General features: G+C 65.4%; 24 protein-coding genes and 1 pseudogene. 11 read left to right on the forward strand and 14 right to left on the reverse strand.

Annotated elements, in window-relative coordinates; genetic code table 11:
- Positions 1 to 3: 3 nt before the first annotated feature.
- From TNMX_RS07185 to TNMX_RS07200, 4 genes are all read right to left on the reverse strand, one after another.
- Entirely contained in the window at positions 4 to 1,746 is a 1,743-nt protein-coding gene (locus tag TNMX_RS07185) for a sodium:solute symporter family protein (RefSeq protein WP_038030845.1), read from the reverse strand.
- A gap of 10 nt (positions 1,747 to 1,756) precedes the next feature.
- Complete coding sequence (locus TNMX_RS07190) at positions 1,757 to 2,005, reverse strand: DUF4212 domain-containing protein (protein WP_019549994.1); 249 nt, start codon at positions 2,003 to 2,005, stop codon at positions 1,757 to 1,759.
- A 189-nt stretch (positions 2,006 to 2,194) separates the two neighbouring features.
- On the reverse strand, positions 2,195 to 4,078 hold the full coding sequence (locus TNMX_RS07195) for an acetate--CoA ligase (RefSeq protein WP_038030847.1): 1,884 nt from the start codon (positions 4,076 to 4,078) through the stop codon (positions 2,195 to 2,197).
- Positions 4,056 to 6,587 (reverse strand): AMP-binding protein, encoded by a 2,532-nt coding sequence (locus TNMX_RS07200; protein WP_038030849.1) that lies wholly within the window; start codon positions 6,585 to 6,587, stop codon positions 4,056 to 4,058. Before TNMX_RS07200 ends, TNMX_RS07195 begins: the two co-directional genes overlap by 23 nt.
- A 128-nt stretch (positions 6,588 to 6,715) precedes the next feature.
- On the opposite strand from TNMX_RS07200, the gene acs reads away from it, so the two are divergent.
- Positions 6,716 to 8,662: an acetate--CoA ligase gene (gene acs / locus TNMX_RS07205; protein WP_038030851.1), complete on the forward strand. Its 1,947-nt coding sequence runs from the start codon at positions 6,716 to 6,718 to the stop codon at positions 8,660 to 8,662.
- Positions 8,663 to 8,742: 80 nt separating this feature from the next.
- Here acs and TNMX_RS07210 read toward each other — a convergent pair whose 3' ends face one another.
- From TNMX_RS07210 to TNMX_RS13020, 3 genes are read right to left on the reverse strand one after another with little or no spacing between them, the layout of a single operon-like run.
- A complete protein-coding gene (locus TNMX_RS07210) occupies positions 8,743 to 9,129 on the reverse strand; it encodes a nuclear transport factor 2 family protein (protein ID WP_038030854.1) in 387 nt (128 codons plus the stop codon).
- Positions 9,130 to 9,133: 4 nt separating this feature from the next.
- Positions 9,134 to 10,678, reverse strand: a complete 1,545-nt coding sequence (locus TNMX_RS07215; protein ID WP_038030856.1) for a methylmalonyl-CoA mutase — start codon at positions 10,676 to 10,678, stop codon at positions 9,134 to 9,136.
- Positions 10,679 to 10,687: 9 nt separating this feature from the next.
- Positions 10,688 to 10,825: a hypothetical protein gene (locus tag TNMX_RS13020; protein ID WP_015716656.1), complete on the reverse strand. Its 138-nt coding sequence runs from the start codon at positions 10,823 to 10,825 to the stop codon at positions 10,688 to 10,690.
- A gap of 103 nt (positions 10,826 to 10,928) precedes the next feature.
- Here TNMX_RS13020 and TNMX_RS07220 point away from each other — a divergent pair, with 103 nt between their 5' ends.
- The 9 genes from TNMX_RS07220 to TNMX_RS07260 are packed head-to-tail and all read left to right on the forward strand — an operon-like array spanning position 10,929 to position 17,554.
- A complete protein-coding gene (locus TNMX_RS07220) occupies positions 10,929 to 11,237 on the forward strand; it encodes a helix-turn-helix domain-containing protein (protein ID WP_038030858.1) in 309 nt (102 codons plus the stop codon).
- Positions 11,234 to 12,037: a septum site-determining protein MinD gene (gene minD, locus TNMX_RS07225; RefSeq protein ID WP_038030861.1), complete on the forward strand. Its 804-nt coding sequence runs from the start codon at positions 11,234 to 11,236 to the stop codon at positions 12,035 to 12,037. Before TNMX_RS07220 ends, minD begins: the two co-directional genes overlap by 4 nt.
- Positions 12,037 to 12,255 (forward strand): cell division topological specificity factor MinE, encoded by a 219-nt coding sequence (gene minE / locus TNMX_RS07230; protein WP_015716659.1) that lies wholly within the window; start codon positions 12,037 to 12,039, stop codon positions 12,253 to 12,255. Before minD ends, minE begins: the two co-directional genes overlap by 1 nt.
- Before the next feature lie 6 nt (positions 12,256 to 12,261).
- A complete protein-coding gene (gene rodA / locus TNMX_RS07235; protein ID WP_019550004.1) occupies positions 12,262 to 13,341 on the forward strand; it encodes a rod shape-determining protein RodA in 1,080 nt (359 codons plus the stop codon).
- A 39-nt stretch (positions 13,342 to 13,380) separates the two neighbouring features.
- Positions 13,381 to 14,451 carry an ABC transporter ATP-binding protein gene (locus TNMX_RS07240; protein WP_038030864.1) on the forward strand — a complete coding sequence of 357 codons (1,071 nt, stop codon included), beginning with the start codon at positions 13,381 to 13,383 and terminating at the stop codon, positions 14,449 to 14,451.
- The gene (locus TNMX_RS07245; protein ID WP_038030867.1) at positions 14,444 to 15,304 is read left to right on the forward strand and encodes an ABC transporter permease; all 861 of its coding nucleotides are present in this window, start codon (positions 14,444 to 14,446) and stop codon (positions 15,302 to 15,304) included. The genes TNMX_RS07240 and TNMX_RS07245 overlap by 8 nt, the downstream gene beginning before the upstream one ends.
- On the forward strand, positions 15,301 to 16,080 hold the full coding sequence (locus tag TNMX_RS07250; RefSeq protein ID WP_038030869.1) for an ABC transporter permease: 780 nt from the start codon (positions 15,301 to 15,303) through the stop codon (positions 16,078 to 16,080). Before TNMX_RS07245 ends, TNMX_RS07250 begins: the two co-directional genes overlap by 4 nt.
- On the forward strand, positions 16,077 to 17,135 hold the full coding sequence (locus TNMX_RS07255) for a spermidine/putrescine ABC transporter substrate-binding protein (protein WP_038030871.1): 1,059 nt from the start codon (positions 16,077 to 16,079) through the stop codon (positions 17,133 to 17,135). The genes TNMX_RS07250 and TNMX_RS07255 overlap by 4 nt, the downstream gene beginning before the upstream one ends.
- Before the next feature lie 35 nt (positions 17,136 to 17,170).
- Positions 17,171 to 17,554 carry a cytochrome c gene (locus TNMX_RS07260; RefSeq protein ID WP_019550008.1) on the forward strand — a complete coding sequence of 128 codons (384 nt, stop codon included), beginning with the start codon at positions 17,171 to 17,173 and terminating at the stop codon, positions 17,552 to 17,554.
- Here the strand turns inward: TNMX_RS07260 and ilvD are convergent.
- From ilvD to leuC, 7 genes are read right to left on the reverse strand one after another with little or no spacing between them, the layout of a single operon-like run.
- Positions 17,551 to 19,221, reverse strand: coding sequence for a dihydroxy-acid dehydratase (gene ilvD / locus TNMX_RS07265; RefSeq protein WP_038030874.1), 1,671 nt, complete (start codon positions 19,219 to 19,221; stop codon positions 17,551 to 17,553). The genes TNMX_RS07260 and ilvD overlap by 4 nt on opposite strands.
- Positions 19,218 to 19,952 carry an SDR family NAD(P)-dependent oxidoreductase gene (locus tag TNMX_RS07270; protein WP_038030876.1) on the reverse strand — a complete coding sequence of 245 codons (735 nt, stop codon included), beginning with the start codon at positions 19,950 to 19,952 and terminating at the stop codon, positions 19,218 to 19,220. Before TNMX_RS07270 ends, ilvD begins: the two co-directional genes overlap by 4 nt.
- Positions 19,949 to 20,482, reverse strand: coding sequence for a Uma2 family endonuclease (locus tag TNMX_RS07275; RefSeq protein ID WP_038030878.1), 534 nt, complete (start codon positions 20,480 to 20,482; stop codon positions 19,949 to 19,951). Before TNMX_RS07275 ends, TNMX_RS07270 begins: the two co-directional genes overlap by 4 nt.
- Positions 20,479 to 21,018: a Uma2 family endonuclease gene (locus TNMX_RS07280; RefSeq protein WP_038030880.1), complete on the reverse strand. Its 540-nt coding sequence runs from the start codon at positions 21,016 to 21,018 to the stop codon at positions 20,479 to 20,481. Before TNMX_RS07280 ends, TNMX_RS07275 begins: the two co-directional genes overlap by 4 nt.
- Before the next feature lie 5 nt (positions 21,019 to 21,023).
- Positions 21,024 to 22,061, reverse strand: coding sequence for a 3-isopropylmalate dehydrogenase (leuB, locus tag TNMX_RS07285; RefSeq protein WP_038030882.1), 1,038 nt, complete (start codon positions 22,059 to 22,061; stop codon positions 21,024 to 21,026).
- Positions 22,058 to 22,663: a 3-isopropylmalate dehydratase small subunit gene (gene leuD / locus TNMX_RS07290; RefSeq protein ID WP_038030884.1), complete on the reverse strand. Its 606-nt coding sequence runs from the start codon at positions 22,661 to 22,663 to the stop codon at positions 22,058 to 22,060. Before leuD ends, leuB begins: the two co-directional genes overlap by 4 nt.
- 3 nt (positions 22,664 to 22,666) lie before the next feature.
- Complete coding sequence (leuC, locus tag TNMX_RS07295) at positions 22,667 to 24,079, reverse strand: 3-isopropylmalate dehydratase large subunit (protein ID WP_038030886.1); 1,413 nt, start codon at positions 24,077 to 24,079, stop codon at positions 22,667 to 22,669.
- A 168-nt stretch (positions 24,080 to 24,247) separates the two neighbouring features.
- On the opposite strand from leuC, the pseudogene TNMX_RS07300 reads away from it, so the two are divergent.
- A pseudogene (locus TNMX_RS07300) lies at positions 24,248 to 24,477 on the forward strand (DUF1640 domain-containing protein); the annotation flags it as partial.

Raw genomic sequence — 24,477 nt, forward strand, 5'->3', positions numbered from 1 at the left:
GGTTTAGTGCTCTGCAGCTTGCCCTGCGCCTTTGGGGATGCGGATGTCTTCCACCAGATGCTGGATGTGGTCCGGGGGTGGTGGCGTGGCCCGGGAAACCACGTAGGCCACCACGAAGTTGAGAATCATGCCAATGACTCCGACCCCTTCCGCGCTGATACCCCAAAGGTTAGGGATCACCGGGGCAGGGGCTCCAAAGATCTGGGGTGCCCGCATCATCCCGATCATGACCGCAGTAAAGATGAGGCCTGTCAGGAGGCCAGCGATGGCCCCCTCGCGGTTCATGCGCTTGTCAAATATTCCCAAGAGGATAGCGGGGAAGAGGCTTGCCGCCGCCAGACCGAAAGCGAAGGCCACCACCTGGGCCACAAACCCCGGGGGGTTGATGCCGAAGTACCCTGATAGGATCACCGCCAAGAGGGTGACGATGCGGCCTGCCAAAAGGCGCTGGGCCTCCGTGGCGTTGGGCCGGAAGATGCGGTAGTAGATGTCGTGGGAAATGGCGCTGGACATGGCTAAGAGCAGGCCAGCAGCCGTGGAAAGGGCAGCTGCAAGACCGCCCGCGGCCACCAGGGCGATGACCCAGGGGGCCAGTCTGGCCACTTCCGGCGTGGAGAGGACGATGATGTCGTTGTCGATGTAGACCTCGTTCTTGCTCTTCTCATCGGGGGTGTTGAAGTCCGGCTTGCCGCCTTTGAGGACAAAGGCCTGGCCCGGGGCCACGGTGATCTTGCCGTCCCCGTCTTTATCCACAAAGGCCAGGAGCTTGGTCTTCTCCCACTTGGCTACCCAGTCAATCTGACGCACCTCCTCGAGGGTTTTGCCGTGCAGGGTAGAGATGAGGTTGTAGCGGGCAAAGGCGGCTAGGGCCGGGGCGGTGGTGTAGAGAAGAGCGATGAAAAGAAGGGCCCAGCCCGCGGAGTACCGGGCCGAGCGCACGTCGGGCACCGTGTAAAAGCGGATGATCACGTGGGGAAGCCCCGCCGTCCCCACCATCAGGGCCAGGGTGATGGCCAGGATGTCGATCATGGGTTTGCCCTGGAAGGGCTTGGTGTACTCGGTAAAGCCCAGATCCACTTGGATCTGGTTCAAGCGGCTTACTAGGTCGCTAAAGGTGAAGGCCAGCTGGGGGATGGGGTTGCCGGTGAGAACGTTGGCGATGGCAATCGCTGGGATGAGGTAGGCGATGATCAAGACGGTGTACTGGGCCGCCTGGGTCCAGGTGATGCCCTTCATGCCACCCAGCACGGCAAAGAAGCCCACCACAGCCACCCCGATGATGACCCCCGTGGCGATGTCCACCTGGAGGAAGCGGCTGAACACGATCCCCACACCCCGCATCTGCCCGGCCACGTAGGTGAGGGAGATGAAGATGGTGGCGATGGCAGCCACAGCCCGGGCGGTATGGGAGTAGTACCGGTCGCCGATGAAGTCGGGTACCGTGTACTTCCCGTACTTGCGGAGGTAAGGGGCGAGGAGCAAGGCCAGGAGTACATACCCCCCTGTCCAACCCATGAGGTAGACGGCTCCGTCGTACCCCATGCTGGAGATAAGGCCAGCCATGGAGATGAAGCTGGCGGCAGACATCCAGTCGGCAGCGGTGGCGGCTCCGTTGGCAACGGCGGGTACGCCGCGGCCTGCCACGTAGAACCCGGCGGTCTCCCTTACTCGGCTGGCGTAGCCGATGTAGATGTATATGGCAAAGGTGATACCCACGATCAGGTAGGTCCAAGCTTCCACGCTCATAGCCTTCCTCCTATTCGTGTACGCCGTACTGGCGATCCAACTGGTCCATCTTCCAGGCGTAGTAGAAAATCAAGATGACAAAGACGTAGATGCTTCCCTGCTGGGCGAACCAGAATCCCAAGGGAAGCGCCCCTAAACGGATGGCGTTTAGGGGTTCCGCCAGGAGGATGCCAAGGACGTACGAAACCAGGGCCCAAACGATAAGCAGGTTTCGTATAAGGGATGTGTTGGCCTTCCAGTATCCTTCCAGGTTGCTCATAACTCCCTCCCCCGCTAGGGAAGCGCTCTTGGCGCTCTATTGCCTTCCTCCCTCGCGGTTAGGGGCAATCTTAGGGAAGAGTGAGGAACGTGTCAAGAAACCTAAACTTTGCGGGTATGCGCAAAAGGGGGGATTTTCTCGGTGAGGAAAAGGGTCTGGGGTGTTCCCAGCCCCGAAGGTAAGGTGGGGCTACTCCTCGAGGGTGGAGAGATCCCCGGGGTCCTTGCCCAGCTCCTGGGCCTTGAGGAGGCGGCGCAGGATCTTGCCCGAGCGGGTCTTGGGAAGCTTGTCCAGGAAGACGATCTCGGAAGGGGTGGCGATGGGACCCAGCTCCCGGCGCACGTGGGCGATGAGGCTTTCCTTAAGCTCCTCCGAGGGAGTCTGGCCTAGCCGAAGCACCACAAAGGCCTTGATGGCCTCCCCCTTCAAGGGGTCGGGCACCCCGATCACCGCGGCCTCGGCCACCGCAGGGTGGGAAACCAAGGCGCTTTCCACATCCGCGGTGCCGATGCGGTGGCCCGCCACGTTCAGGACGTCGTCCGCCCGGCCCAGGACGCTGAAGTAACCTTCCTCGTCCTTGCTGGCCACATCGCCGGCCACGTAGACGTTCCCCGGCACCTCCCGCCAGTACTGGAGGTAGCGGTCGTGGTTGCCCCAGACGGTGCGCATCATGTGGGGGAAGGGGCGCTTCAGGACGAGAAGCCCTCCTTGCCCCGGGGGGACCGGCCTGCCCTCCTCGTCCACCACCTCCGCCTCCACCCCCGGCAGGGCCACCCCGGCGAAGCCAGGTTTGGCCGGGAGGACCAGGGGGGTGCCCAGGGTGGGCCCGCCCAGCTCCGTCTGCCACCAGTTGTCGGCCACAAACCCCCGCTGGCCCCCATCCACCAGGTGCTGGTAAGCCCAGCGCAGGGCCTCGGGGTTTAAGGGTTCCCCGGCCACGGCGATGAGGCGCAGGGAGGAAAGGTCGTATCGGGCAGGCCACTCGGGGCCGAACTTCATGAAAAGGCGCACCGCGGTGGGGGCGGTGAACATCACGTTTACCCGGTAGCGCTCCACCACCTGCCAGAAGGCCCCGGGGTCGGGGTAGTCGGGGGCTCCTTCCCGGAGGAGGCTGGTGACCCCCTCCAGGAGGGGGGCGTAGACGATGTAGGAGTGGCCCACGATCCAGCCGATGTCGCTGGTGGTCCAGAAGACGTCGTCGTCCTTCACGTCAAAGAAGGTGCGCAGGTGGTAGGTGGTGCCCACCATGTACCCCCCGTGGACGTGGACCACGCCTTTGGGCTTTCCCGTGGAGCCGGAGGTGTAGAGGATGAAGAGGGGGTGCTCGGCGTCCACCATCTCTGCCCGCGCCTCCGGTGGGCTTCCCCAGAGGATTTCCTGGAAGTCGTAATGCCCCTCGGGAAGCTCCGCCTGGAAGGCCCGCTGGAACCAGACCACCTGGAGGGGCAGGTCCTTGATGGCCTCCTCCACGATGGAGCGGAGGTCTACTCCCTTTCCCCTCCGGTAGCTCACATCCCCGGCGATGAGGAGCTTGGCCCCGGCGTCCAGGATGCGTTCCCGCAGGGCGCTCACCCCAAGCCCAGCGTAGACCACGCTGTGGATGGCCCCCAGGTAGGCGGTGGCCAGCATGGCCAGGATGCCCTCAAGGGTTAAGGGCATATAGATGACCACTCGGTCCCCCTTCTCTACCCCAAGGCGCCTAAGCCCCGTGGCCAGGCGGCGCACCCGGTCCAAGAGCTCCCCGTAGGTGAGCTTTTCCTCCCGGCCGTCCTCGGAGAGGTAGAGGAGGGCCACCTTGTTCCTGAGACCCCTTTCCACATTGCGTTCCAGGGCGTTGTAGACGGCGTTGGTGGTGCCTCCCAAGAACCAGCGGTGCTCGGGAAGGTTCCACTCCAGCACCTTTTCAAAGGGCTTCTCCCAGTAGAACCTCCGGGCCCATTCGCCCCAGAAGCCCTCGAGGTCCTCGAGGCTTCGCCGGTACTCTTCAGGGAAATTCTGGAGATTCGCCCTAAGGCGCACCTCCTCCGGGGCCCAAAGCCGCTCTTCCGCCTTAAGAAGCTTTTGCACCGCCATACTCCTCCTCCAATGCCGAGACATCCCCAGGGTCTACGCCCAGGAGTTCTGCCTTTAGAAGCCGCCTAAGGATCTTGCCGCTTCGGGTACGGGGCAGGCGTTCCACGAAGACGATCCGGGGCGGGGGAACCGGCCCCAGATGCCGCAGGAGGTGGGCCTTGATCTTCTCGGCCAGGAGGGCCTTGAGCTCCTCGGGTACCTCCTTCTTGGGGACCGCAAAGACCACGATTTCCTCGCCTTCCTCCCCGGGGATCCCGATGGCGGCTGCCTCCGCCACCTGGGGGTGGGTGAGGGCGGCCGCCTCCACCTCGGCGGTGCCGAGCCGGGCCTCCCCCACCTTGATGACCTCCTCGGAGCGGCCCAGGATGCGGAAGTAGCCTTCCTCGTCCCAGGTGGCGAGGTCCCCCGTCCAGTACAGCCCGCCCCGCCAGGGACTTTCCCCCCCAAGGAGGTCCACCATGTGGGCCGGCCCTGCCCTCAGGAGCACCAGGTGGCCCTTGGCCCCTGGAGGGAGGACCTGCCCTTCCCCATCCACCACCCGGGCCTCCACCCCGGGCAAGGGGATGCCCACGAAGCCCGGCTTGGCGGGGAGGGTGAGGGGGGTGGTCAGGGCAGGGGCTCCCAGCTCGGTCTGCCACCAGTTGTCCAGGGGCCAGGCCAGGTTCTCCCGGGTCCAGCGCCACACCTCGGGGGCCAGGGCCTCCCCCACGCTCCCCACCAGGCGCAAGGAGGTGGGCCGGGCCTCCCCGTGGCGACGAAGGGTGCGGAGCACCGTGGGGGAGGTGAGGAGCACGTCCACCCCGAACCGCTTAAGCCTTTCGTAGAAGGCGGCGGGGTTGGGGTGGTCCGGCCGGTCCTCCACCAGGAGGCTGGTGCCCCCCAGGAAGAGCGGGGCGTACAGGCCGAAGGAATGCCCCACCACCCAGAAGAGGTCGGCGGTGGTGTGGAAGACCTCTCCCGGTTTCAGGTCAAAGAGGTAGCGGAGGGCCCAGCTTACCCCCACCATGTACCCGCCGTGGCCGTGGACCACTCCCTTGGGCCTGCCCGTGGAGCCCGAGGTGTGGAGGATGAAGAGGGGATGCTGGGCGGGAACGGGGACGGCGTCCGCGGGCTTTCCCTCCGAGGCCCTTTCCAGAAACTCCGTGGTGCCCCGGGTGTGCCAGAGCACGGGGAGATCCAGGCCCGAAAGGGCTGCCTCCACCACCGGCCTTAAGGGGACGAGCTGGCCCCGGCGGAAATAGCCGTCGGCGGCCACCAGAAGGCGGGCCTGGCTTTGGAGAAGCCGCTCCCTTAAGGCTTCCGGGCCTAGGCCCACGGGCAGGGCCACGTGCACCGCCCCAATCCGCGCCAAGGCCAGGAGGCTCAAGGCAGCCTCCAGCCCCGTGGGCAGGTAGAGGGCCACCCGGTCTCCCCGCTTTATCCCCAGGTTCTGGAAGACCCCGGCGAGGCGGCTGGAGAGGTCCAAAAGTTCCCGGTAGGTCCACTTTTCCAGGTGCCCATCCCCATCCAGGGTGATGAGGGCCACCTGCTGGGCCTTTTCGGGCAGGTGGCGGTCTAAGGCGTTTAAGGCGGCGTTGGTGCGTCCTCCGCTGAACCAGGTGTGGGTGGCGGGGTCGTAGACCCTTTCCCAGGGAGTTTCCCAGTGGAACTCCCGGGCGAAGCTGCCGAAAAAGCCTTCGGGATCCTCGAGGCTTGCCTGGTAGGCCCCGGGGTAGTCCCGCAGGTTGGCCCTTTCCTTAAGGGCGCAAGGGGGTTCCACCACCTCCACCTGGAGGCTTGGCTCCAGGGGAGGGGCCAGGCTGGGGGGCTCGGGAGGGCGCAGGTGGGCGGACACCTGGGCCACCTCGGAAAGGGCCCGGGCCAGGCGGCCGAAGGCGAAGGGAAAGCGCCGGGTGGGCACCACCACCCCCAAAGCCCCCAGAAGCTCCCCTCCCGGGCCGAAAAGGGGAGCCGCCAGGGCCGAAAGGCCCGGGGCGTACTCCTCCATCTCCGCCGCCAGGCCCGATTCCCGGACCCGGGTGAGTTCCGCCTCGAGGGCCAAGGGATCCGTCAGGGTGTAGGGGGTTCTGGGGACAAGGGGGGGTAGGGACAGGGCCCCGTAGGCCAGGAGGACCTTGCCCAGGGCCAGGGCGTGGACCTCCTCCGGCAGGGTGTCCCCCAGGGGATGGGGCTGGCCCTGGCGCCCCCGGGTTTTGAGCCGGATTCCTTCCGGGGTCAGAAGGGCCAGGTAGCACCGCTCCCGGGTGCGGAGGTAGAGTTCCTCCAAGGCTTCCTCGAGGGGCGTGGTTTCCAGCCGGAGGGGCTTGGCCTGGCCCAGGCGGTACCCCCGCTCCGTCTTCACCGCGAAGCCCTCCTCCGCCAGGCTGTTCAAAAGCGCATAGGCGGTGGAGAGGCTCTTCCCCAGGAGGCGGGCCACCTCCTTCACCTCCACCCCTTCCGGGTGCTCGGCCAGGTAGGCCAGGATGCGCAGGGCCGCCTGGACCGTGGAGAGGCTCCTCTTCCTGGCCATTTGCGTCCATATTCCGTAGGCTAGGCCCCACCTGTCAAGAAAAGGGAGGTTTGGCAAATGGTGAAAAACCCCCTTTTTCTTGACCCCGCCCGGGGGCCAGCCTATCCTTAGAGGCCAAGGGAGGGTATATGGACCGGATCGAAGGCGTTCTCAAGGAGGAGCGGGTCTTCTACCCCAGCGAGGAGTTCCGGAGCAAGGCCCACATCAAGAGCGAGGAGGAGTACCAGCGCCTGTACGAGGAAAGCCTGAAGGACCCCGAGGGCTTCTGGGGACGGGTGGCCTCCGAGCTTCACTGGTTCGAACCCTGGCAGAAGGTGCTGGAGGGTGACCTGCCCCATGCCAAGTGGTTCGTGGGGGGCAAGACCAACCTGTCCTACAATGCCCTGGACCGCCATGTCCAAACCTGGCGGCGCAACAAGGCGGCCCTCGTCTGGGAGGGGGAGCCGGGGGAGGAGAGGGTCTTGACCTACCACGACCTCTGGCGGGAGGTGCAGAAGTTCGCTAACGTCCTGAAGCGCCTGGGCGTCAAGAAGGGGGACCGGGTCACCATCTACCTGCCCATGATCCCCGAGGCCGCCATCGCCATGCTGGCCTGCGCCCGCATCGGGGCCATCCACTCCGTGGTCTTCGGTGGTTTCTCCAGCGGGGCCTTGGCCGAGCGCATCCGGGATGCCGAGGCCAAGGTGCTCATCACCGCCGACGGGGGTTACCGCCGGGGCCAGGTGGTACCCCTGAAGCAGAACGCCGACGAGGCCCTTAAGGAGGTCTCCACCGTGGAGCACGTGGTGGTGGTGCGGCGCACCGGGGAGGAGGTGCCCTGGACCCCGGGCCGGGACCACTGGTGGCACGAGCTCATGGAGGCGGTTTCCGACAGGGCGGAGGCGGAGCCCATGGAAGCGGAGGAGCCCCTTTTCATCCTCTACACCTCGGGTTCCACCGGGAAGCCCAAGGGAGTCCTGCACACCCTGGGCGGCTACATGACCTACGTCTACCTCACCACCAAGCTGGTCTTTGACCTGAAGGACGAGGATGTCTACTGGTGCACCGCCGACGTGGGCTGGATCACCGGCCACTCCTACGTGGTCTACGGGCCCCTTCTGAACGGAGCCACCACGGTGATGTACGAGGGAGCCCCCAACTGGCCCGAGCCCGACCGCTTCTGGCAGATCGTGGACAAGTACGGGGTGAACATCCTCTACACCGCTCCCACCGCCATCCGGGCCTTCATGAAGTGGGGCGAGGGTTGGCCCCTCAAGCACCGGCTGGATTCCTTGCGCCTTTTGGGCACCGTAGGGGAGCCCATCAACCCCGAGGCTTGGCTCTGGTACTACCAGGTGATCGGGAAGGGCCGTTGTCCCATCGTGGACACCTGGTGGCAGACGGAAACGGGGGGAATCATGATCACCACCCTGCCCGGGGTCCATCCCATGAAGCCGGGGCATGCGGGCAAGCCTTTCTTCGGGGTAAGGCCCGAGATCCTGGACTCGGAGCATAGGCCTGTGGAGAACCCGGACGAGGGGGGGCACCTATGCATCACCCGCCCCTGGCCCAGCATGCTCCGCACCGTCTGGGGGGATCCCAACCGCTTCCTGCAGCAGTACTTCAGCCAGCACCCCGGCAACTACTTCACCGGGGATGGGGCCCGTCGGGATAAGGATGGCTACTACCTGATCCTGGGCCGGGTGGACGACGTTCTAAACGTGGCCGGGCACCGGCTCGGTACCATGGAGATTGAGTCCGCCTTGGTTTCCCATCCCGCGGTGGCCGAGGCGGCGGTGGTGGGCCGGCCCGACCCCTTGAAGGGAGAGGCCATCGTGGCCTTCGTGACCCTGAAGGAAGGGCATGCTCCTTCTGATACCTTGCGGGACGAGCTCAAGGCCCATGTGGCCAAGGTGATCGGGCCCATTGCCCGCCCGGACGAGGTGCGTTTCACGGATGCCCTGCCCAAGACCCGCTCCGGCAAGATCATGCGCCGCCTCCTGAGGCAGATCGCCGCCGGGGAGCACGAGATCAAGGGGGATACCTCCACCCTCGAGGACCGCTCGGTGGTGGAGCGCCTCAGGCAAGGGGCCTAACCCTGGGAAAAGGGGAGGGGCCGGGGAAACCCGGTCCCTTGTATCACCCCATCCTGGCGAGGGACAGGTGGGGACCTAGGCTACCCGGCTGGGCTTTTGTGCACGTGCACCACCTTCCAGCCCTCGGAAAAGCGCACCGCCACCCGGCTTTCGTTCACCGCCCGGTGCTTTAGCCCCCCTTCTTCCTCCACGGTGAGGAGCAGGGTGTAGCTGAAGATGGCCACATCCCCGTAGCGTTGCAGGCGCTTTTCCACGAGGTCCAGACGGTAGGGCCTTCCCAAGGTGGCCCAGTTGTGCTCGATCATGAAGCGGTGGAAGGCAAGGCCATCTAAACGATGAGGGATGACGAACCACTCATAAAGGGAAAGGTCGGGATGGGTGGTGGCCTCGTAGGTGGCCCAGTCCCCTTGGTAGATGCTGGCCAGGTGCCTTTCCAGAAAGCCCCAGAGTTCGGCATCGCCTTCCATAATCTCACCTTCCCGGCTGGTACTCCCCCCATTCCTCCCGCAACACCCCGCACACCTCCCCCAAGGTAGCCCGGCGGCGGAAGGCTTCCAGAACATAGGGGAAGAGGTTCTCGCTTCCTCTTGCCGCCTGGCGCAGGCTTTCCAGGCCGATCCGCACGCTTTCCCCATCCCGTTTGGCCTTGAACGCGGCCAGTTCCCGCTTGCGCTTTTCGTGGAGCCCGGGATCTATCCGCTGCACCGGGGTGGGTTCGTTGAGGGGGCTTCTGGGGTCGGCGAAGCGGTTCACCCCCACGATGACCCGCTTGCCTTCCTCCACTTCCTTCTGAAACTGCCAGGCGGACTCCTCTATGGCCCGCTGAAAATACCCAGCCTCCACCGCCGCCACCGCACCCCCAAGGGCGTCGATCTCCCGGATGAGCCTTTCCGCCTCGGCTTCCAGCTGGTCCGTGAGGTGCTCCACATAGAAGCTTCCCCCTAAGGGGTCTATGGCCCGGGTGACCCCGCTTTCAAAGGCCAGGATCTGCTGGGTGCGCAGGGCGAGGAGAGCGCTTTTTTCCGTGGGGAGGCCCAGGGCTTCGTCGTAGGCGTTGGTGTGGAGGCTCTGGGTGCCGCCCAGCACCGCCGCCAGGGCCTGGTAGGCGGTGCGCACCACGTTGTTTAAGGGTTCCTGGGCGGTGAGGGTGGAGCCTCCCGTTTGCGTGTGGAAGCGGAGCATCCAGCTTCTCGGGTCCTTGGCCCCGAACTCCTCCCGCATGATGCGGGCCCAAAGCCTCCTGGCGGCCCGGAACTTGGCGGCTTCCTCAAAGATGTCCCCGTGGGCGGCGAAGAAGAAGGAGAGCCTGGGGGCGAACTCGTCCACCTTAAGGCCCCGTTCCAGGGCCGCCTTCACGTAGGCCTTGCCATCCGCCAAGGTGAAGGCGATCTCCTGGGCGGCGGTGGAGCCCGCCTCCCGGATGTGGTAGCCGGAGATGCTGATGGTGTTCCACCTGGGGACGTGCTGGGCGCAGAACTCAAAGATGTCCGTCACGAGGCGCATGGAAGGCCCCGGAGGGTAGATGTAGGTGCCGCGGGCGAAGTACTCCTTGAGGATGTCGTTCTGCACGGTGCCCGACACCTTGTCCCAGGAAACCCCCTGTTCCTCCGCCACCAGGAGGTAGAGGGCCAGGAGCATCATGGCGGGGGCGTTGATGGTCATGCTGGTGGAAACCTTGTCCAGGGGGATGCCGTCAAAGAGCTTTTGCATGTCCTCGAGGGTGGCGATGGACACCCCCACCCGGCCCACCTCCCCCACGCTCATGGGATGGTCGGGATCCAAACCCAGCTGGGTGGGGAGGTCAAAGGCCACGCTCAGGCCCGTCTGGCCCTGGGACAGGAGGTATCGGTAGCGGGCGTTGGACTCCTCTGCGGTGGAAAAGCCCGCATACTGCCGCATGGTCCAGAGCCTGTCCAGGTACATCCGGGGGTAGATGCCCCGGGTAAAGGGGTACTCCCCGGGGCGGCCAAGCCTTTCCCGGTAGCCTTCGGGTAGGGACTCGAAGAGACCTTCCATGCCTTAGTTTTACAGGAAAACGCGAACCAGGAGGAGGAAGAGGAAGAGCACCCCGAGCACCAGGAAAAGGGGCGGCAACAGGAGGCTGTAGACCGCCAGCACGAGGGCCAGGAAGTCCTTCCAGTCGGGTAGGATGCCGTCCTTCATGCTTCCCTAGGATATTCTTCCTCGAGGCCCAAGGCTACCCTTGGCTTCGGCATCCATGGCTTTACCGGTACATAGCTATGCCGTTTTTTGCTAGCATTGGGCCATGGCCCTGTCCAAGAACACCCGCAAGGTGCTCAAGGTGCTGGCGCGGCGCGGGGCACCGGAGGTGCTCTTCGCCCTAAGCCGGGGAACCTCCCGCTTCTCCGACCTGGAGTCCTTCTTGGGTCTTTCCCCCCGCACCTTGGCGGAGCGGCTTCGGGAGCTTAACCTCTTGGGCTTCGTGCAGCGGCAGGCTTACCCCGAGGTTCCCCCCCGGGTAGAATACCTCTTGACCCCGCGGGGCAAGCGGGCTTTGGAATTCTTGAGCGAATTGGACGAGATATTGGAGGTTGTGCAGGAGGGCAAACGGTGAAAGCGCGAGCCATTGTGGTGACGTCGGGCAAGGGGGGCGTGGGGAAGACCACCACCACCGCCAACCTGGGGGCGGCCTTGGCCAAACTGGGGGAGAAGGTGGCGGTGGTGGACGTGGACGTGGGCCTCAGGAATCTTGATGTGGTCATGGGCCTCGAGGGGCGGGTGGTCTTCGACTTGATCGACGTGCTGGAGGGGCGGGCCAAGGTGCGCCAGGCCCTGATCCGGGATAAGCGCATAGAAAACCTCTTCCTCCTCCCCGCTTCCCAGACCAAGGACAAGGAGGCCCTGGACCCCGCAAAGTTCCGGGAGCTGGTCCACCAGCTTTTGACGGAGGAGGGGTTTGACCGGGTGCTCATAGACTCCCCCGCCGGCATCGAGAAGGGCTTCCAAACCGCTGCCACCCCGGCGGAAGGAGCCTTGGTGGTGGTGAACCCGGAGGTTTCCAGCGTGCGCGACGCCGACCGCATCATCGGCCTCCTCGAGGCCCGGGAGATCCGGGAGAACTTCCTCATCATCAACCGCTTGCGGCCCAAGATGGTGGCCCGGGGGGATATGCTCTCCGTGGAGGACGTGGTGGAGATTCTGGGGCTTAAGCCCATCGGCATCATCCCGGAGGACGAGCAGGTGCTCATCTCCACCAACCAGGGGGAGCCCTTGGTGCTAAAGGGCACGAGCCCCGCCGCCCTGGCTTACATGGACACCGCCCGGCGCATCCGGGGGGAGGAGGTCCCCTTCCGCAACCTGGAGGATAGCCAGGGCTTTTTGTCGGTGATCCGCAGGCTCTTCGGAGGTCGCTGATGTGGTGGCGCAAACGGAGCAAGGAAAAGGCCAAGGAAAGGCTCAAGCTGGTCCTGGCCTACGACCGGGCCAAGCTTTCCCCGGGCCTGGTGGAGAGCTTGAAGCGGGACCTTCTGGAGGTGTTGCGCCGCTACTTCCCCGCCCAGGAGGAGGTCAATGTGGCCCTGGAGGAGCGGGGGGAGAAGATGGTGTTGATCGCCGATATCCCATTGCGGTAGCCTCGCATGGTTCTAAGGCGTCCGAACCTTCTGGCCTACGACTGGGGTTTAATCCTCCTGACCCTGGCCATAACCGTTTTGGGTTTGTTTAACCTCCGAAGCGCCGCTCCCGACCCAGCCCTCCTGAACCGCCAGCTTGTGGCCTTCCTCCTGGGCCTCCTCCTGGCCGTGGGGGTTCAGTTCTTTTCCCGCCGCACCGTCTTCGCCCTGGCCTACCCCCTTTACGCCCTTTCCCTTCTCCTTTTGGTGGCCGTCTTGGCCTTCGGCCGGGAGATCAACGGGGCCAAGGCCTGGTTTGTGCTGGGCCCCTTGCAGTTCCAGCCCCTGGAGCTGGCCAAGCTGGGCTTGATCCTGGCCTTGGCCCGGCTCCTCGAGGGCCGGGAGGTGCGCCGGGTGTGGGATTACGTTCTGCCCGGGCTCCTGACGGCTCCCGTGGTCCTCCTCCTCCTCCTCCAGCCGGATCTGGGGGGGAGCCTGGTGGTGCTCTTCGGCGTCTTTGCCGTCTTGTTCGTGCGGGGCCTGCCCTGGAAGCACCTCTTGGTGGGCCTTCTCGCCCTGGCCGTCCTGGTGCCCACCGTGGTCTGGCCCAACCTCAAGCCCTACCAGCGGGAGCGGGTCCTCATCGTTTTGGATCCCTACCGGGATCCCCTGGGCCAGGGCTTCCAGGTGATCCAGTCCACCATCGCCATCGGCTCGGGAGGGCTCTTCGGCAAGGGGTATGGCCAGGGTACCCAGACTCAGCTGGGCTTCGTCCCCTTCCGCCACACGGACTTCGTCTTCGCCGTCTTTGCCGAAGAGTGGGGGTTTGTGGGCTCCGTGGCCCTCCTTGGGCTTTACGCCCTCCTTTTGGTGCGCCTTCTTAGCATGGCCCTGGAGTGCCCGCGCCTCTCCGACCGCCTGTTCCTGGCCGGGGTAGGGGGGATGCTGGGCTTCCAGGTGCTGGTGAACCTGGGGGTGGCGTTGGGGGTGATGCCGGTGACCGGGCTGACTCTTCCCCTTTTTTCCTATGGGGGTTCCAGCCTCATGGCCACCCTGCTCTCCTTGGGCCTGGTCCTTTTGGTGCACCGGGACCGGGTGGCTCCCTAAGGGCTTGAGCTCGGGGGCCACTCCCCCTAAACTGGGCCCGTGGCCAGGGAAGCGCTGGTTCGCCTCTTGGGGGTGCGGAAGGGTTTTGGCGGGGTGGTGGCCCTGGATAGCGTGGACCTCGAGGTCAAGCGGGGAGAGTTCTTCAGCCTTTTGGGGCCTTCGGGGTGCGGAAAGACCACCCTTCTCAGGCTTCTCGCCGGGTTTGACACCCCGGATGCGGGGCGGATCGAGATCGCCGGGAAGGACATGACCGGGGTTCCCCCCTATGCCCGCCCCGTGAACACCGTCTTTCAGAACTACGCCCTCTTTCCCCACATGACCGTGGAGGGAAACGTGGCCTTTGGCCTCCGCATGAAGGGGCTTCCCGCAGGAGAGGTTCGCAAAAAGGTGGCCTGGGCCCTGGAGCTGGTGGATCTTCTAGGCCTGGAGAAACGCTACCCCCGGGAGCTTTCCGGCGGGCAGAAGCAGCGGGTGGCCTTGGCCCGGGCCCTGGTGCTGGAGCCAGAGGTGCTCCTATTGGACGAGCCCCTTTCCGCCTTGGACCTGAAGCTCCGCCAGGAGCTTAGGGTGGAGCTCATGCAGCTTCAGCGGAGGCTTGGCACCACCTTCATCTTCGTTACCCACGACCAGGAGGAGGCCCTGGTCATGTCCGACCGGATTGCGGTGATGCGCTCGGGGAGGATTGAGCAGGTGGGCCTTCCCGACGAGGTCTACGAGCGGCCCAAAAACCGCTTCGTGGCGGATTTCCTCGGCCGTTCCAACTTCCTCCCCGCAAGGCCCCACCCAGGAGGGGCGGAAACCCCCCTTGGGGTTTTGCGCCTGAAGGAGCCCCTTTCACAGGAAGCCCACCTGGTGATCCGGCCGGAGAAGATCCGCCTTTACCCGGTGGGCAACGGGGCTCCCGCCCGGGAAAACCTGGTGCGGGCCAAGGTGGAGGAGATCGTCTACACGGGAGCGGAGAACCAGTACTATCTGCGGGCGGGGGAGGTGCGGCTGTTGGCCTATACCCTGAACCAGGACCTGCAGGAGCCTGGGGCCGAGGAGTTCGCCTACGGGGAGGAGGTTTTCTGCTACCTTCCCCCGGAGAACCTGGTGGTGGTCCATGAATGAGGCGGCTACTCCCTGGCAGCGCGCCTTCCGGGTCCTGGTTACCGTGGGCCCTGGGGGCCTTTGGCTTTTGGTCTTCGTCCTTCTTCCTACCCTTCTGGTCCTTATGGCCTCCCTCCTCACCCGGGGGCCCTATGGGGAGCTCACCGGGCCCTGGGGCTTCCACAACTACGCCAAGCTCCTCCACCCCGTTTACCTCGAGGCCTTCGCCCAAAGCCTTCTCGTGGGGGTCCTCGCCACCGTGATCTCGGCTTTGCTGGGTTATCCCCTGGCCTTCTACATCGCCCGCCATCCGCAGCGGGACCTCCTCCTTTTCCTTCTCCTCCTTCCCTTTCTCACCAACTTCCTCATCCGGGTCTACGCCTGGCTGGTGCTGTTGCAACGGGAAGGCCTGGTGAACGCCCTTTTGGGGGTCTTCGGCCTGGGGCCCCTGGTCCTATACCCCTCCTTCTTCGCCGTGCTCTTGGCCACGGTGTACACCTTCCTGCCCTTTTTCGTTTTGCCGGTGTACGCCAGCGTGGAGCGCCTGGACTGGCAGCTACTGGAAGCGGCCCACGACCTGGGGGCCAGGCCCGTTAAGGCTTTCTTGCATGCGGTCTTGCCCCAGACCTACCCCGGGCTTTTTGCCGGAAGCGTTTTGGTCTTCATCCCCGCCATGGGCACCTTCGTGGTGGCGGATCTCCTGGGGGCGGGGCGGGTGGTTCTGATCGGGAACCTCATCCAGCAGCAGTTCGGCATCACCCGGGACTGGGCCTTTGGGGCTGCTCTCAGCGTGTTCCTGATGGGGTTTGTGCTCCTTTCCCTTTACCTCTACGCCCGTTTGCAGGGGGAAAGGGGCCTAAAGGACCTGGTATGAGAAGGCTTCTTGCTCTCCACGCCCTTTTGGTTTACCTCTTCCTCTACCTGCCCATCCTGGTGATCGTGGCCCTCTCCTTCAACGAAAGCCGCCGGGGGGTGCGCTTCACCGGCTTCACCCTGGACTGGTACCAGGCCCTTTTCGCTGACCCCAGGGTGCTGGAGTATTTCCTGAACACCCTGCTGGTGGCCTTCGTCTCCACCCTGGCGGCCACGGTTTTGGGAACGCTTTTGGCCGTGGGCCTTGTCCGCTACCGCTTTCCCGGCAAAGGCTTCCTCTCCTACCTCCTCTACATCCCCGTGGTGGTGCCCGACGTGGTCATGGGGGTGTCCCTTCTCCTCCTCTTCGCCCTGGCCCGGGAGGTTTTGGGTTTTCCCCGCCCTTCCCTCCTCACGGTGATCCTGGGACATATCACCTTCCAGGTGGCCTTTGTGACCCTGGTGGTGCGCTCCCGCCTGCTTCTCCTGGACCCAGCCCTGGAGGAGGCCGCCCGCGACCTGGGGGCCCGGGGCTGGCAGACCTTCTGGCACGTGACCCTGCCCCTGGCCTGGCCGGGGGTGGCGGCGGGGGCGCTTCTCGCCCTCACCCTTTCCCTGGACGACTTCGTGGTCACCTTCTTCACCGCCGGCCCCGGGGCCACCACCCTACCCCTTTACATCTATTCCAGTGTGAAGCTGGGGGTAAGCCCCAAGGTGCACGCCCTTTCCACCCTGATCATCGGCCTTAGCGCCTTTTTCCTGGCCTTGGGGTATGCTTTAAGCCGGAGGAGGATATGAAGCGTTGGGGAATTCTGCTTTTGGTTCTGGCCCTGGTGGTCGTGGGGTTCCTCCTTTTGCGGCCGAAGCCGGCTTCCCAGGCTGGAGGGACCTTGTACTTTCTGAACTGGGCGGATTACATCCCGGAGGACCTCCTTAAAAAGTTTGAGGCGGAAACCGGGGCTAAGGTGGTCCTGGACACCTTTGAGTCCCCCGAGGCCATGCTGGCCAAGCTGAAGGCGGGGGCGGACCGGGAGTTCTCCTTGGTGGTGGTCCCGGATTACTACGTGTTGCAGATGGCCCGGGAAGGGCTGCTCGCCCCTTTGGACCAGGGCAGGCTCCAGAACCTGGTTTACCTGGACCCTTTCTTTCGGAACCCCCCCTACGATCCCGGCCTTGGGTACTCCGTCCCCTACCTTTGGGGCACCACGGGCCTGGCCTATCGGCAGGACCTGGTGAAGGGCCCCGTGGACTCCTATGCGGTCCTCTTTGACCCGGCTCGTCAGGTGGGGCCCTTCCTCCTTCTGGACGAGATGCGGGAGACCATCGGGGCCGCCCTCAAGTACCTGGGCTACTCGGTGAACACCAAGGACCCGGAGGCCCTGGAGAAGGCCAAGGAGCTCCTCATCGCTGCCAAGAAGCGCTCCGTGGGCTTCGCGGGAGGGGTGGAGGCCCTGAACCGCATCCTGGCGGGGGACGCCGCCCTCAGCCTCGCCTACTCCGGGGACGTCCTCCAGGCGAGGCAGGAGGACGGGCGGCTCCGCTACGCCCTGGCCAAGGAGGGGGGAACGCTTTGGACCGATGCCATGGTGGTCCTCAAGCGGGGCCCGGCCCAGGACCTGGCCTACCGTTTCATGGACTTCCTCCTCCGGCCGGAAAACGCCGCCGAGCTTGCCACCTACACCTGGTACGCTACCCCGGTGGCCCAGGCCCTTCCCCTCCTCCCCGAGGCCATGCGCCAGGACCCCACCGTCTTCCCCCCGGAGGAGGTGCGGCGCAGGCTGGAGTACCTGGAGGACCTGGGGCCCGACATCGCCCTGTACGACCGGGTCTGGACCGAGGTTAAGGCCAGGTAAACCCGGGAGGGAGGGGTTTGGGGTAGGCTAAGGCCATGAGGTTGGCCCTCCTTCTCCTCCTCCTCGGGACCATGGCCCTGGGCCAGGGGGAGGACCCGTGGAAAAGGCTCTGCGCCCAGTGCCACGGGGAGAGGGCCCAGGGGGTGCGGCCCTACCCGGGCCTCCAGGGGGCCGCCCCCCTCTTCGCCACCCCGGAGGGAAGGCGCTACCTCGTCCTCGTGATCCTTTACGGGAAGAAGGGGGAGGGGGGCCTGATGCCTGGGTTTGCCCAGCTCAAGGACGAGGAGCTTGCCGCCCTATTGAACCACCTGAAGGTCCTTCTGCAGGCCAAGGGGGATCCCTTCACCCCAGAGGAGATACGCAAGGGGCGAGGCTTGAACCTCACCCCCGATGCGGTCAAGCGGCCGGAGAAACCCTAGGCCTCGGGGTCCTTCAGTACCGCTCCCTGGTCTGCCTGCTCCACCAAGGCGGCATAGCGGGCGAAGAGGCCGTGGCGGAAGGCGGGGGGCTTGGGTTGCCAACGGGCCTGGCGTCGCTTTAGCTCCTCCTCGGGGAGGAGGACCTCCAAAAGGCGCTTTTCCACATCGATCCGCACCCGGTCCCCGTTCTCCAGAAGGGCGATGGGCCCTCCCACGAAGGCCTCGGGGGCGATGTGGCCGATCATGAGGCCGCGGGTGCCCCCGGAGAAGCGGCCGTCGGTGAGGAGGGCCACCTCGGGGCCCAGGCCTTCCCCCACGATGGCGCTGGTGACGGAAAGCATCTCGGGCATCCCGGGAGCACCCTTGGGGCCCACGTAGCGGATCACCACCACGTCCCCGGGGCGGATCTCCTTGGCCAGGACCTTTTCCATGGCGGCTTCCTCGGAGTCGAAGACCCGGGCCGGGCCCTCGAAGTAGGTGCGCTCGGTGCCGGCCAGCTTCAGAACCGCTCCCCTCGGGGCCAGGTTGCCCTTGAGGACCACCAGGCCCCCTTGCGGTTTCAGAGCCTGTTCCACGGGGAAGACCACCTTCTGCCCCTCCGCTTCCCGGTAGGCCCGTTCCACCTCCTCGGCCAGGGTGTTGCCGGTGAGGGTTTTCTCGTCCCCGTAAAGAAGCCCCGCCTCCAGGAGTTTTTTGAAGACCAAGGCGGTGCCCCCGGCCTCATAAAGCTCCCAGGCGGTGTAGGTGCCCCAGGGAAGGAGGTCGGCGATCACCGGGGTTTTCCGGGACACCTGGTCAAAGTCGTCCAGGCTCAGCTCCACCCCCACCTCCCGGGCGATGGCCAGGAGGTGCAACACGGCGTTGGTGCTCCCCCCGGTGGCGGCCACGGCGGCGATGGCGTTGAGGAAGCTTCTGCGGGTGAGGAAGTCCTGGGGTTTCCAGTTTCGCTCTATGGCCCGGGCCAGGATACGGCCCGCCTCCCGGGTGGCCTTGGGCTTTTCCGGGTGCACGGCGGGGATGGCGTTGTAGCCGATGGGGGAGAGGCCGAGGGCCTCGAGGGCCATGGCCATGGTGTTGGCCGTGTACTGGCCGCCGCAGGCCCCGGGGCCGGGGATGGCGTGCCGTTCGATGGCGGCAAGCTCCTCGTCGGTGATCCTTCCGGCAGCCCTCTGTCCCACGGCCTCGAACACGGAAACGATGGTGAGCTTCCTCCCCTGCCACTCCCCGGGGGCGATGGTACCCCCGTAAAGAACCATGCCTGGAACCCCACTCCGGATCACCCCCATGGCCCCGCCCGGGATGGTCTTGTCGCAGGCGGAGAGGACCACCATCCCGTCGTAGAGGTAGCCCTGGGCGATAAGCTCCACGCTGTCGGCGATCACCTCCCGGCTTACGAGGCTCGCCCGCATCCCGGGGGTGCCCATGCTGATGCCATCGGAGATGGCAGGGGCCCCGAACTCAAAGGGGAAGACCCCGGCCTCCCTAAGCCCGGCCTTCACGTCCAGGGCCAGTTGGCGGAGGTGGTAGTTGCAGGGCATGCCGTCGGTGAAGGTGTTCACCACTCCCACGAAGGGCCTGGCGAGGTCCTCGTCCCCCACGCCCACCGCCCGGAGCATGGAGCGGGCGGGGGCCTGCTGCAGTCCCTTTTTGATGCGGTCGGATCTCATACGTCCCTCCAGGATGCGATCTTTCCATGAAACTGGCGCGCCCTCGGCAGGAGGCGCACCAGGGCTTTGGCTGCCTCCTTAGGGCTTAGGAGGCGGCCTTCCACCTTGTACCCGCGGAAAACCTGGTGCAGCACGGGGGCGGCGCTCCCCTGGGCCTCGCGGGCCTGGCGTTGCATTTCGGTTTCCACCACCCCGGGCCGGTAGATGAAGCAGGGGACCTCGGGTACCTCCGCGGCCAGCTGTCTGGCCAGGTGCTCTTCCGCGGCCTTGGCCACCGCATAGGCCCCGATGCCGGGAAGGTTGGATTCAGCCGCCCCGGAGCCCACATAGACCCCCACCCCTTCCCCCTTTTTCCGGAGGAGGGGATAGGCGAAGCGGGCGAGTTGGTAGCCAGCGATGAGGTTGGCCTCGAGGACCTCCAGGAAGAGCCCCTCGGCGATCTCGTAGAGGAAGGGCCCCGGGTGGAGGACCCCGGCGTTATGGATGTAGCCGTAAAACCCCCCTAGGCCCTCGGCCTTCTGCACCAGCGCCTCGGCCACCTGGGCCTGGCCGGCGCTTCCCGCCACCACCTCCGCCCTGGCTCCCAGAGCCCGCGCCTCCTCGGCCACCTCCTTTAAGGGCCCCTCCGAGCGAGCGTTTAACACCAGGTCGTAACCCGCTTGGGCCAGCTCGAGGGCCAGGGCCCGGCCGATTCCCCGGCTCGCCCCGGTGAGGATCAAGGTCCTTCTCATAGGAGAACCTCCACGGGGATCTCCACCCCCATGAAGGCTAGGGTGTCCCCAGGCCCCAGGGTCCTAACCTCCCGGTATCCTTCCCCCTTGGGCTCCCTATGGACCAGAACCTGCCCGCCTTCCAGGTCCACCACCCAGACCTCCGGCACCCCTGCGCTGGCGTAAAGGGGCACCTTCACCCCCAGGTCGTGGCGGAGGGAGGTTTCCGCTACTTCCACTACCAAAAGAGCGTCTTGGGCTTCGGGCAGGCGCTCCTCGTAGAAGTCGGACCGGGGTTGCAGGAGGGCGAGATCGGGGTAGAGCTCCGAGTCCCCCACCACCAGGGGGTTTTGCACGAAGAGGATGGCCTTGTGGGGCACGAGGGGGCTGAAGAGGGCGGTGAGCCTGGCCACCTTGGCGGCATGGCGTTTTCCAACGGGGCTCATATCCAATAGCTCTCCTTCCACCAGTTCCAGCCTCAGGTCCTCGGGGAAGACGCCCGCTTCCACCATGCGGTGGAACTCTTCCAAAGAGATCCGGTGGCGGGTCATGGCAGGACCTCCTTCACCGGGACCTTGAGCCCCAAGACCTCCAGCTCGCCTTCCTCGAGGGTTTGCCGCTCGCCGTAGCCTTCCCCGCTGGGCTTGCGGAAGACGTGCACCCGGTCCCGCACCAGGTCCACCACCCAGACCTCGGGGATCCCCGCCTTGGCGTAGAGGGGGAGTTTCACGGTGAGGTCGTAGTCCAAGGAGGTGTCCGCCACCTCTATTACCAGCAGGGCATCCTCGGCTTCCGGCACCTTGTCCCGGTAGAAGTTTTCCCGGTAGGAGAGGAGTGTGAGGTCGGGCTGGGGTTCGCTTTCCGGGGAAAGCCTAAGCGGGTCCTGGACCTGCAAAAGGGCTTTCCTTGCCTGTTGCAAGGGAAACAGAAGGTCCATAAGGCGCTTGACGGCTGCCATGTGGCGTTTGCCTACCGGGCTCATGGTGACGATCTCCCCCTCCACGAGCTCCACCCGGGCGTCCTCGGGGAGGATGCCTGCCTCGGCCATGCGGTGGAACTCCTCGGCGGTGAAGCGGTAGCGGAGCATTTTCCCTATTTTAGATGGCGGAGCACCTCCTGGGTGAAGGTTTCCGTCCCTGCCTGGCCCCCCAGGTCCGGTGGGGGCGCCTCGAGGAGGGCCTTGGCCACGGCATCCTCCACCCTTCTTGCCAGCTCCACCAGGCCGAAGGCGTGCTCCAGCATCATGGCGGCGGAGAGGATGGCGGCGGTGGGGTTGGCGATGCCCTTGCCGGCGATGTCGGGGGCGGAGCCGTGGACCGGCTCAAACACCGGGGTACCCCGGCCCAGGGAGGCGGAGGGGAGTAGCCCCAAAGAGCCGGGAAGCACCGAGGCCAGGTCGGAAAGGATGTCCCCGAAGATGTTTCCCGTCACCACCACGTCGAAGCGGGCGGGGTTTTTCACCAGGTGCATGGCCATGGCGTCCACATACTGGTGCTCCAGGGAAACGTCGGGGAAGTTCTGGTGCACCTCCTCCACCGTCTTGCGCCAGAACTCCCCCACCTCCAGCACGTTGGCCTTGTCCACACTGGTGACGTGCTTCCTGCGCTTCCTGGCCGCCTGGAAGGCCACCTGGGCCACCCGCTCCACCTCGGGCTTGCTGTAGCGCTCCGTGTTCCAGGCCTCCGCCTCCGACATCCCCCGGGGTTCCCCGAAGTAGATTCCCCCGGTGAGTTCCCGCACGATGAGGACATCCACCCCCCGGGCGATCTCCTCCTTGAGGGGGGAAAGCCGCTCCAGGCCGGGGAAGACCTTGGCGGGGCGCAGGTTGGCGAAGAGGTCCTGGCTTTTCCTTAAGGCGAGAAGCCCGGTTTCCGGGCGGATCTTGCGGGGAAGGTTATCCCACTTGGGCCCCCCCACGCTTCCCAGGAGCACTGCTTGGGCCCTTTCCACCCCCTGGCGGGTTACCTCGGGGAAGGGTTCCCCGAACTGGTCTATGGCCGCCCCGCCAAAGGGGTAGGTTTCGTAGCTGAGCCCAAGCCCATGGGCCTCGTCCAGGGCCTTGAGGACCTTCAAGGCAGCCTCGGTTACCTCGTGGCCGATCCCGTCCCCCGGCAGGACGGCCACCCTCATTCCGACCTCCTGGGGTAGGGAAGGCGGCGGTCGAACTCATCCAGAAGCTCCCCGGCCTGGAGAAGCTCCCCGATGGGGTCCCAAAGCCCCTCCACCAGGGCTTCCCGGGTTTCCTCGGGGATGAAGAGGGGGGCGGTGCGTCCCTGGAAGCGCACCTCCTTGTTCACCAGGTCCACCTCCACCTCGAGGTCCGGCTTCTCCTCCACCGCCTTAAAGAGCACCCCCAGGTCCTCAGGGGCCAGGGTCACGCAGGGAAGGCCAATGGCGGTGGCGTTCCCGAAGAAGATCTCGGCGAAGCTCTCCCCGATGATGGCCCTAAACCCCGCCCGCTTGATGGCCTGGGGGGCGTGTTCCCGGCTGCTACCGGAGCCAAAGCCCGCCTCCACCAGGAGGATGCTGGCCCCTTGGTACCTGGGGTCGTTCAAGGGATGGGGCTTGGGCTCGCCCTTTTCGTCAAACCGCTCGTCGTAGAAGAGGTACTTCCCAAGCCCCTCAAAGGTGAGCACCTTCATGAAGCGGGCGGGGATGATGCGGTCCGTGTCGATGTCCTCGCCCCTTAAGGGCACCGCCCTTCCGCGGATGGTGGTGAACTTTTCCAGCATGGCTTACCTCCCGATCCCAAACACTTCCCGGGCGTCGGCGATCTCGCCCTCCACCGCCGCCGCCGCCACCATCAGAGGGCTCATGAGCACCGTGCGCCCCCTGGGGCTTCCCATCCTGCCCTTGTAGTTGCGGTTGGAGGAGCTGGCGGCCAGCTCGTCCCCCTGCAGGCGGTCGGGGTTCATGGCCAGGCACATGGAGCACCCTGGGTTCCGCCACTCAAACCCCGCCTCCCGGAAGATCTCCGCGATGCCTTCCTCCTCCGCCTTCCTGGCCACCCACTCCGAGCCCGGCACCACCAGGGCCCGCACCCCCTTCTTCACCTTGTGGCCCTTGAGGTAGCGGGCCACCTCGCGGAGGTCGGAAAGGCGGGCGTTGGTGCAGCTTCCGATGAAGGCCACCTGGACCGGAACCCCCTTGATGGGTTGGCCCGGCTTAAGGCCCATGTAGGCCAAGGCCTCCTCGGCCACGGGCCTTTCCTCGGGGGAAAGTTCCTCCAGAAGGGGAATGCGGCCATCTACGGGTATGGCCTGCCCGGGGTTGATGCCCCAGGTGACCGTGGGGGGAATCTCTTCCGCCCGGAAGGTGACCACGTCGTCATAATGGGCGTCGGGATCGGAGGCGAAGCTTTTCCAGCGCCGCTTGGCCTCCTCCCACTCCGCTCCCTTGGGGCTGTAGGGGCGGCCTTCCAGATAGGCGAAGGTGGTCTCGTCGGGGTTCACGTAGCCGATGCGGGCCCCGCCTTCAATGGACATGTTGCAAAGGGTCATGCGGCTTTCCATGTCCATGGCCTCCACGGTGCTTCCCCCGTACTCGTAGGCGTAGCCCAAGCCCCCCTTTACCCCCAGGTGGCGGATAATGTGGAGGATCACGTCCTTGGCGTAGACCCCGGGGGCAAGCTTCCCTTCGATGTTGATGCGCCGCACCTTCAGCTTCTGGGCCGCCAGGGTCTGGGTGGCGAGGACGTCCCGCACCTGGCTGGTGCCGATGCCGAAAGCCACGGCCCCGAAGGCCCCGTGGGTGGAGGTGTGGGAATCCCCGCAGGCGATGGTCATCCCGGGCTGGGTGAGGCCCAGCTGGGGACCGATCACGTGCACAATGCCCTGGTTCCCGCTTCCCAGGTCAAAGAAGGTGATGCCGTGCTCCCGGGTGTTCTGCCGGAGGGCCTCCAGCATGCTCTGGGCCAGAGGATCCTGGAAGGGCTCGGTACGGTCGTGGGTGGGGACGATGTGGTCCACGGTGGCGAAGGTGCGGTGGGGGTAGCGTACCTTGAGGCCGAGGTCCCTCAGCATCCCGAAGGCCTGAGGGCTGGTGACCTCGTGCAGGAGGTGCAGGTCGATGAAAAGCTGGCTTTGCCCGCTTCGGAGCTTCCTGACCTCGTGCGCCTCCCAGACTTTCTCGTAAAGCGTTTTTCCCATGCTCCCTCCCTTACAAAAATCCCCCGGGTTTTGGGCCCGGGGGAAGGCAACGGGGCTTCCCTAAGCCGGACCCGCCCGGCCTAGGTCTAGCAGGAAGCCCCGCCGCATTGCCCTATAGCCTACGCTGCCTTTGCCTTAGGGTCAAGGGCTATGCTAGCCTGAAGGCAGATGACCACCGAGGAGCGGCTTTACAAGCTGGAAGGCATCGTGGAAGGGGTGATGGCCACCCTTCCGGAGCGCATAACTTCCCTGGAAAACCGCATGGACCTCCTCCGCCAAGAGCTGAAAGGCGACATAGCGGGCCTGCGCCAGGAGTTTAAGGGCGAGATGGTGGCCCTGCGCCAGGAGTTCAAGGCGGAGATGGCGGCTTTGGAGGGGAGACTGGGGGAGCAGATGGC

The sequence above is a fragment of the Thermus sp. NMX2.A1 genome (assembly GCF_000511705.1).
Lineage (GTDB): Bacteria > Deinococcota > Deinococci > Deinococcales > Thermaceae > Thermus > Thermus scotoductus.

Coding starts and splice junctions, on each gene's coding strand:
- TNMX_RS07185 (WP_038030845.1), bottom strand. CDS start 1,746: ATGAGCGTGGAAGCTTGGACCTACCTGATCGTGGGTATCACCTTTGCC.
- TNMX_RS07190 (WP_019549994.1), bottom strand. CDS start 2,005: ATGAGCAACCTGGAAGGATACTGGAAGGCCAACACATCCCTTATACGA.
- TNMX_RS07195 (WP_038030847.1), bottom strand. CDS start 4,078: ATGGCGGTGCAAAAGCTTCTTAAGGCGGAAGAGCGGCTTTGGGCCCCG.
- TNMX_RS07200 (WP_038030849.1), bottom strand. CDS start 6,587: ATGGCCAGGAAGAGGAGCCTCTCCACGGTCCAGGCGGCCCTGCGCATC.
- acs (WP_038030851.1), top strand. CDS start 6,716: ATGGACCGGATCGAAGGCGTTCTCAAGGAGGAGCGGGTCTTCTACCCC.
- TNMX_RS07210 (WP_038030854.1), bottom strand. CDS start 9,129: ATGGAAGGCGATGCCGAACTCTGGGGCTTTCTGGAAAGGCACCTGGCC.
- TNMX_RS07215 (WP_038030856.1), bottom strand. CDS start 10,678: ATGGAAGGTCTCTTCGAGTCCCTACCCGAAGGCTACCGGGAAAGGCTT.
- TNMX_RS13020 (WP_015716656.1), bottom strand. CDS start 10,825: ATGAAGGACGGCATCCTACCCGACTGGAAGGACTTCCTGGCCCTCGTG.
- TNMX_RS07220 (WP_038030858.1), top strand. CDS start 10,929: ATGGCCCTGTCCAAGAACACCCGCAAGGTGCTCAAGGTGCTGGCGCGG.
- minE (WP_015716659.1), top strand. CDS start 12,037: ATGTGGTGGCGCAAACGGAGCAAGGAAAAGGCCAAGGAAAGGCTCAAG.
- rodA (WP_019550004.1), top strand. CDS start 12,262: ATGGTTCTAAGGCGTCCGAACCTTCTGGCCTACGACTGGGGTTTAATC.
- TNMX_RS07245 (WP_038030867.1), top strand. CDS start 14,444: ATGAATGAGGCGGCTACTCCCTGGCAGCGCGCCTTCCGGGTCCTGGTT.
- TNMX_RS07250 (WP_038030869.1), top strand. CDS start 15,301: ATGAGAAGGCTTCTTGCTCTCCACGCCCTTTTGGTTTACCTCTTCCTC.
- TNMX_RS07255 (WP_038030871.1), top strand. CDS start 16,077: ATGAAGCGTTGGGGAATTCTGCTTTTGGTTCTGGCCCTGGTGGTCGTG.
- TNMX_RS07260 (WP_019550008.1), top strand. CDS start 17,171: ATGAGGTTGGCCCTCCTTCTCCTCCTCCTCGGGACCATGGCCCTGGGC.
- ilvD (WP_038030874.1), bottom strand. CDS start 19,221: ATGAGATCCGACCGCATCAAAAAGGGACTGCAGCAGGCCCCCGCCCGC.
- TNMX_RS07270 (WP_038030876.1), bottom strand. CDS start 19,952: ATGAGAAGGACCTTGATCCTCACCGGGGCGAGCCGGGGAATCGGCCGG.
- TNMX_RS07275 (WP_038030878.1), bottom strand. CDS start 20,482: ATGACCCGCCACCGGATCTCTTTGGAAGAGTTCCACCGCATGGTGGAA.
- TNMX_RS07280 (WP_038030880.1), bottom strand. CDS start 21,018: ATGCTCCGCTACCGCTTCACCGCCGAGGAGTTCCACCGCATGGCCGAG.
- leuB (WP_038030882.1), bottom strand. CDS start 22,061: ATGAGGGTGGCCGTCCTGCCGGGGGACGGGATCGGCCACGAGGTAACC.
- leuD (WP_038030884.1), bottom strand. CDS start 22,663: ATGCTGGAAAAGTTCACCACCATCCGCGGAAGGGCGGTGCCCTTAAGG.
- leuC (WP_038030886.1), bottom strand. CDS start 24,079: ATGGGAAAAACGCTTTACGAGAAAGTCTGGGAGGCGCACGAGGTCAGG.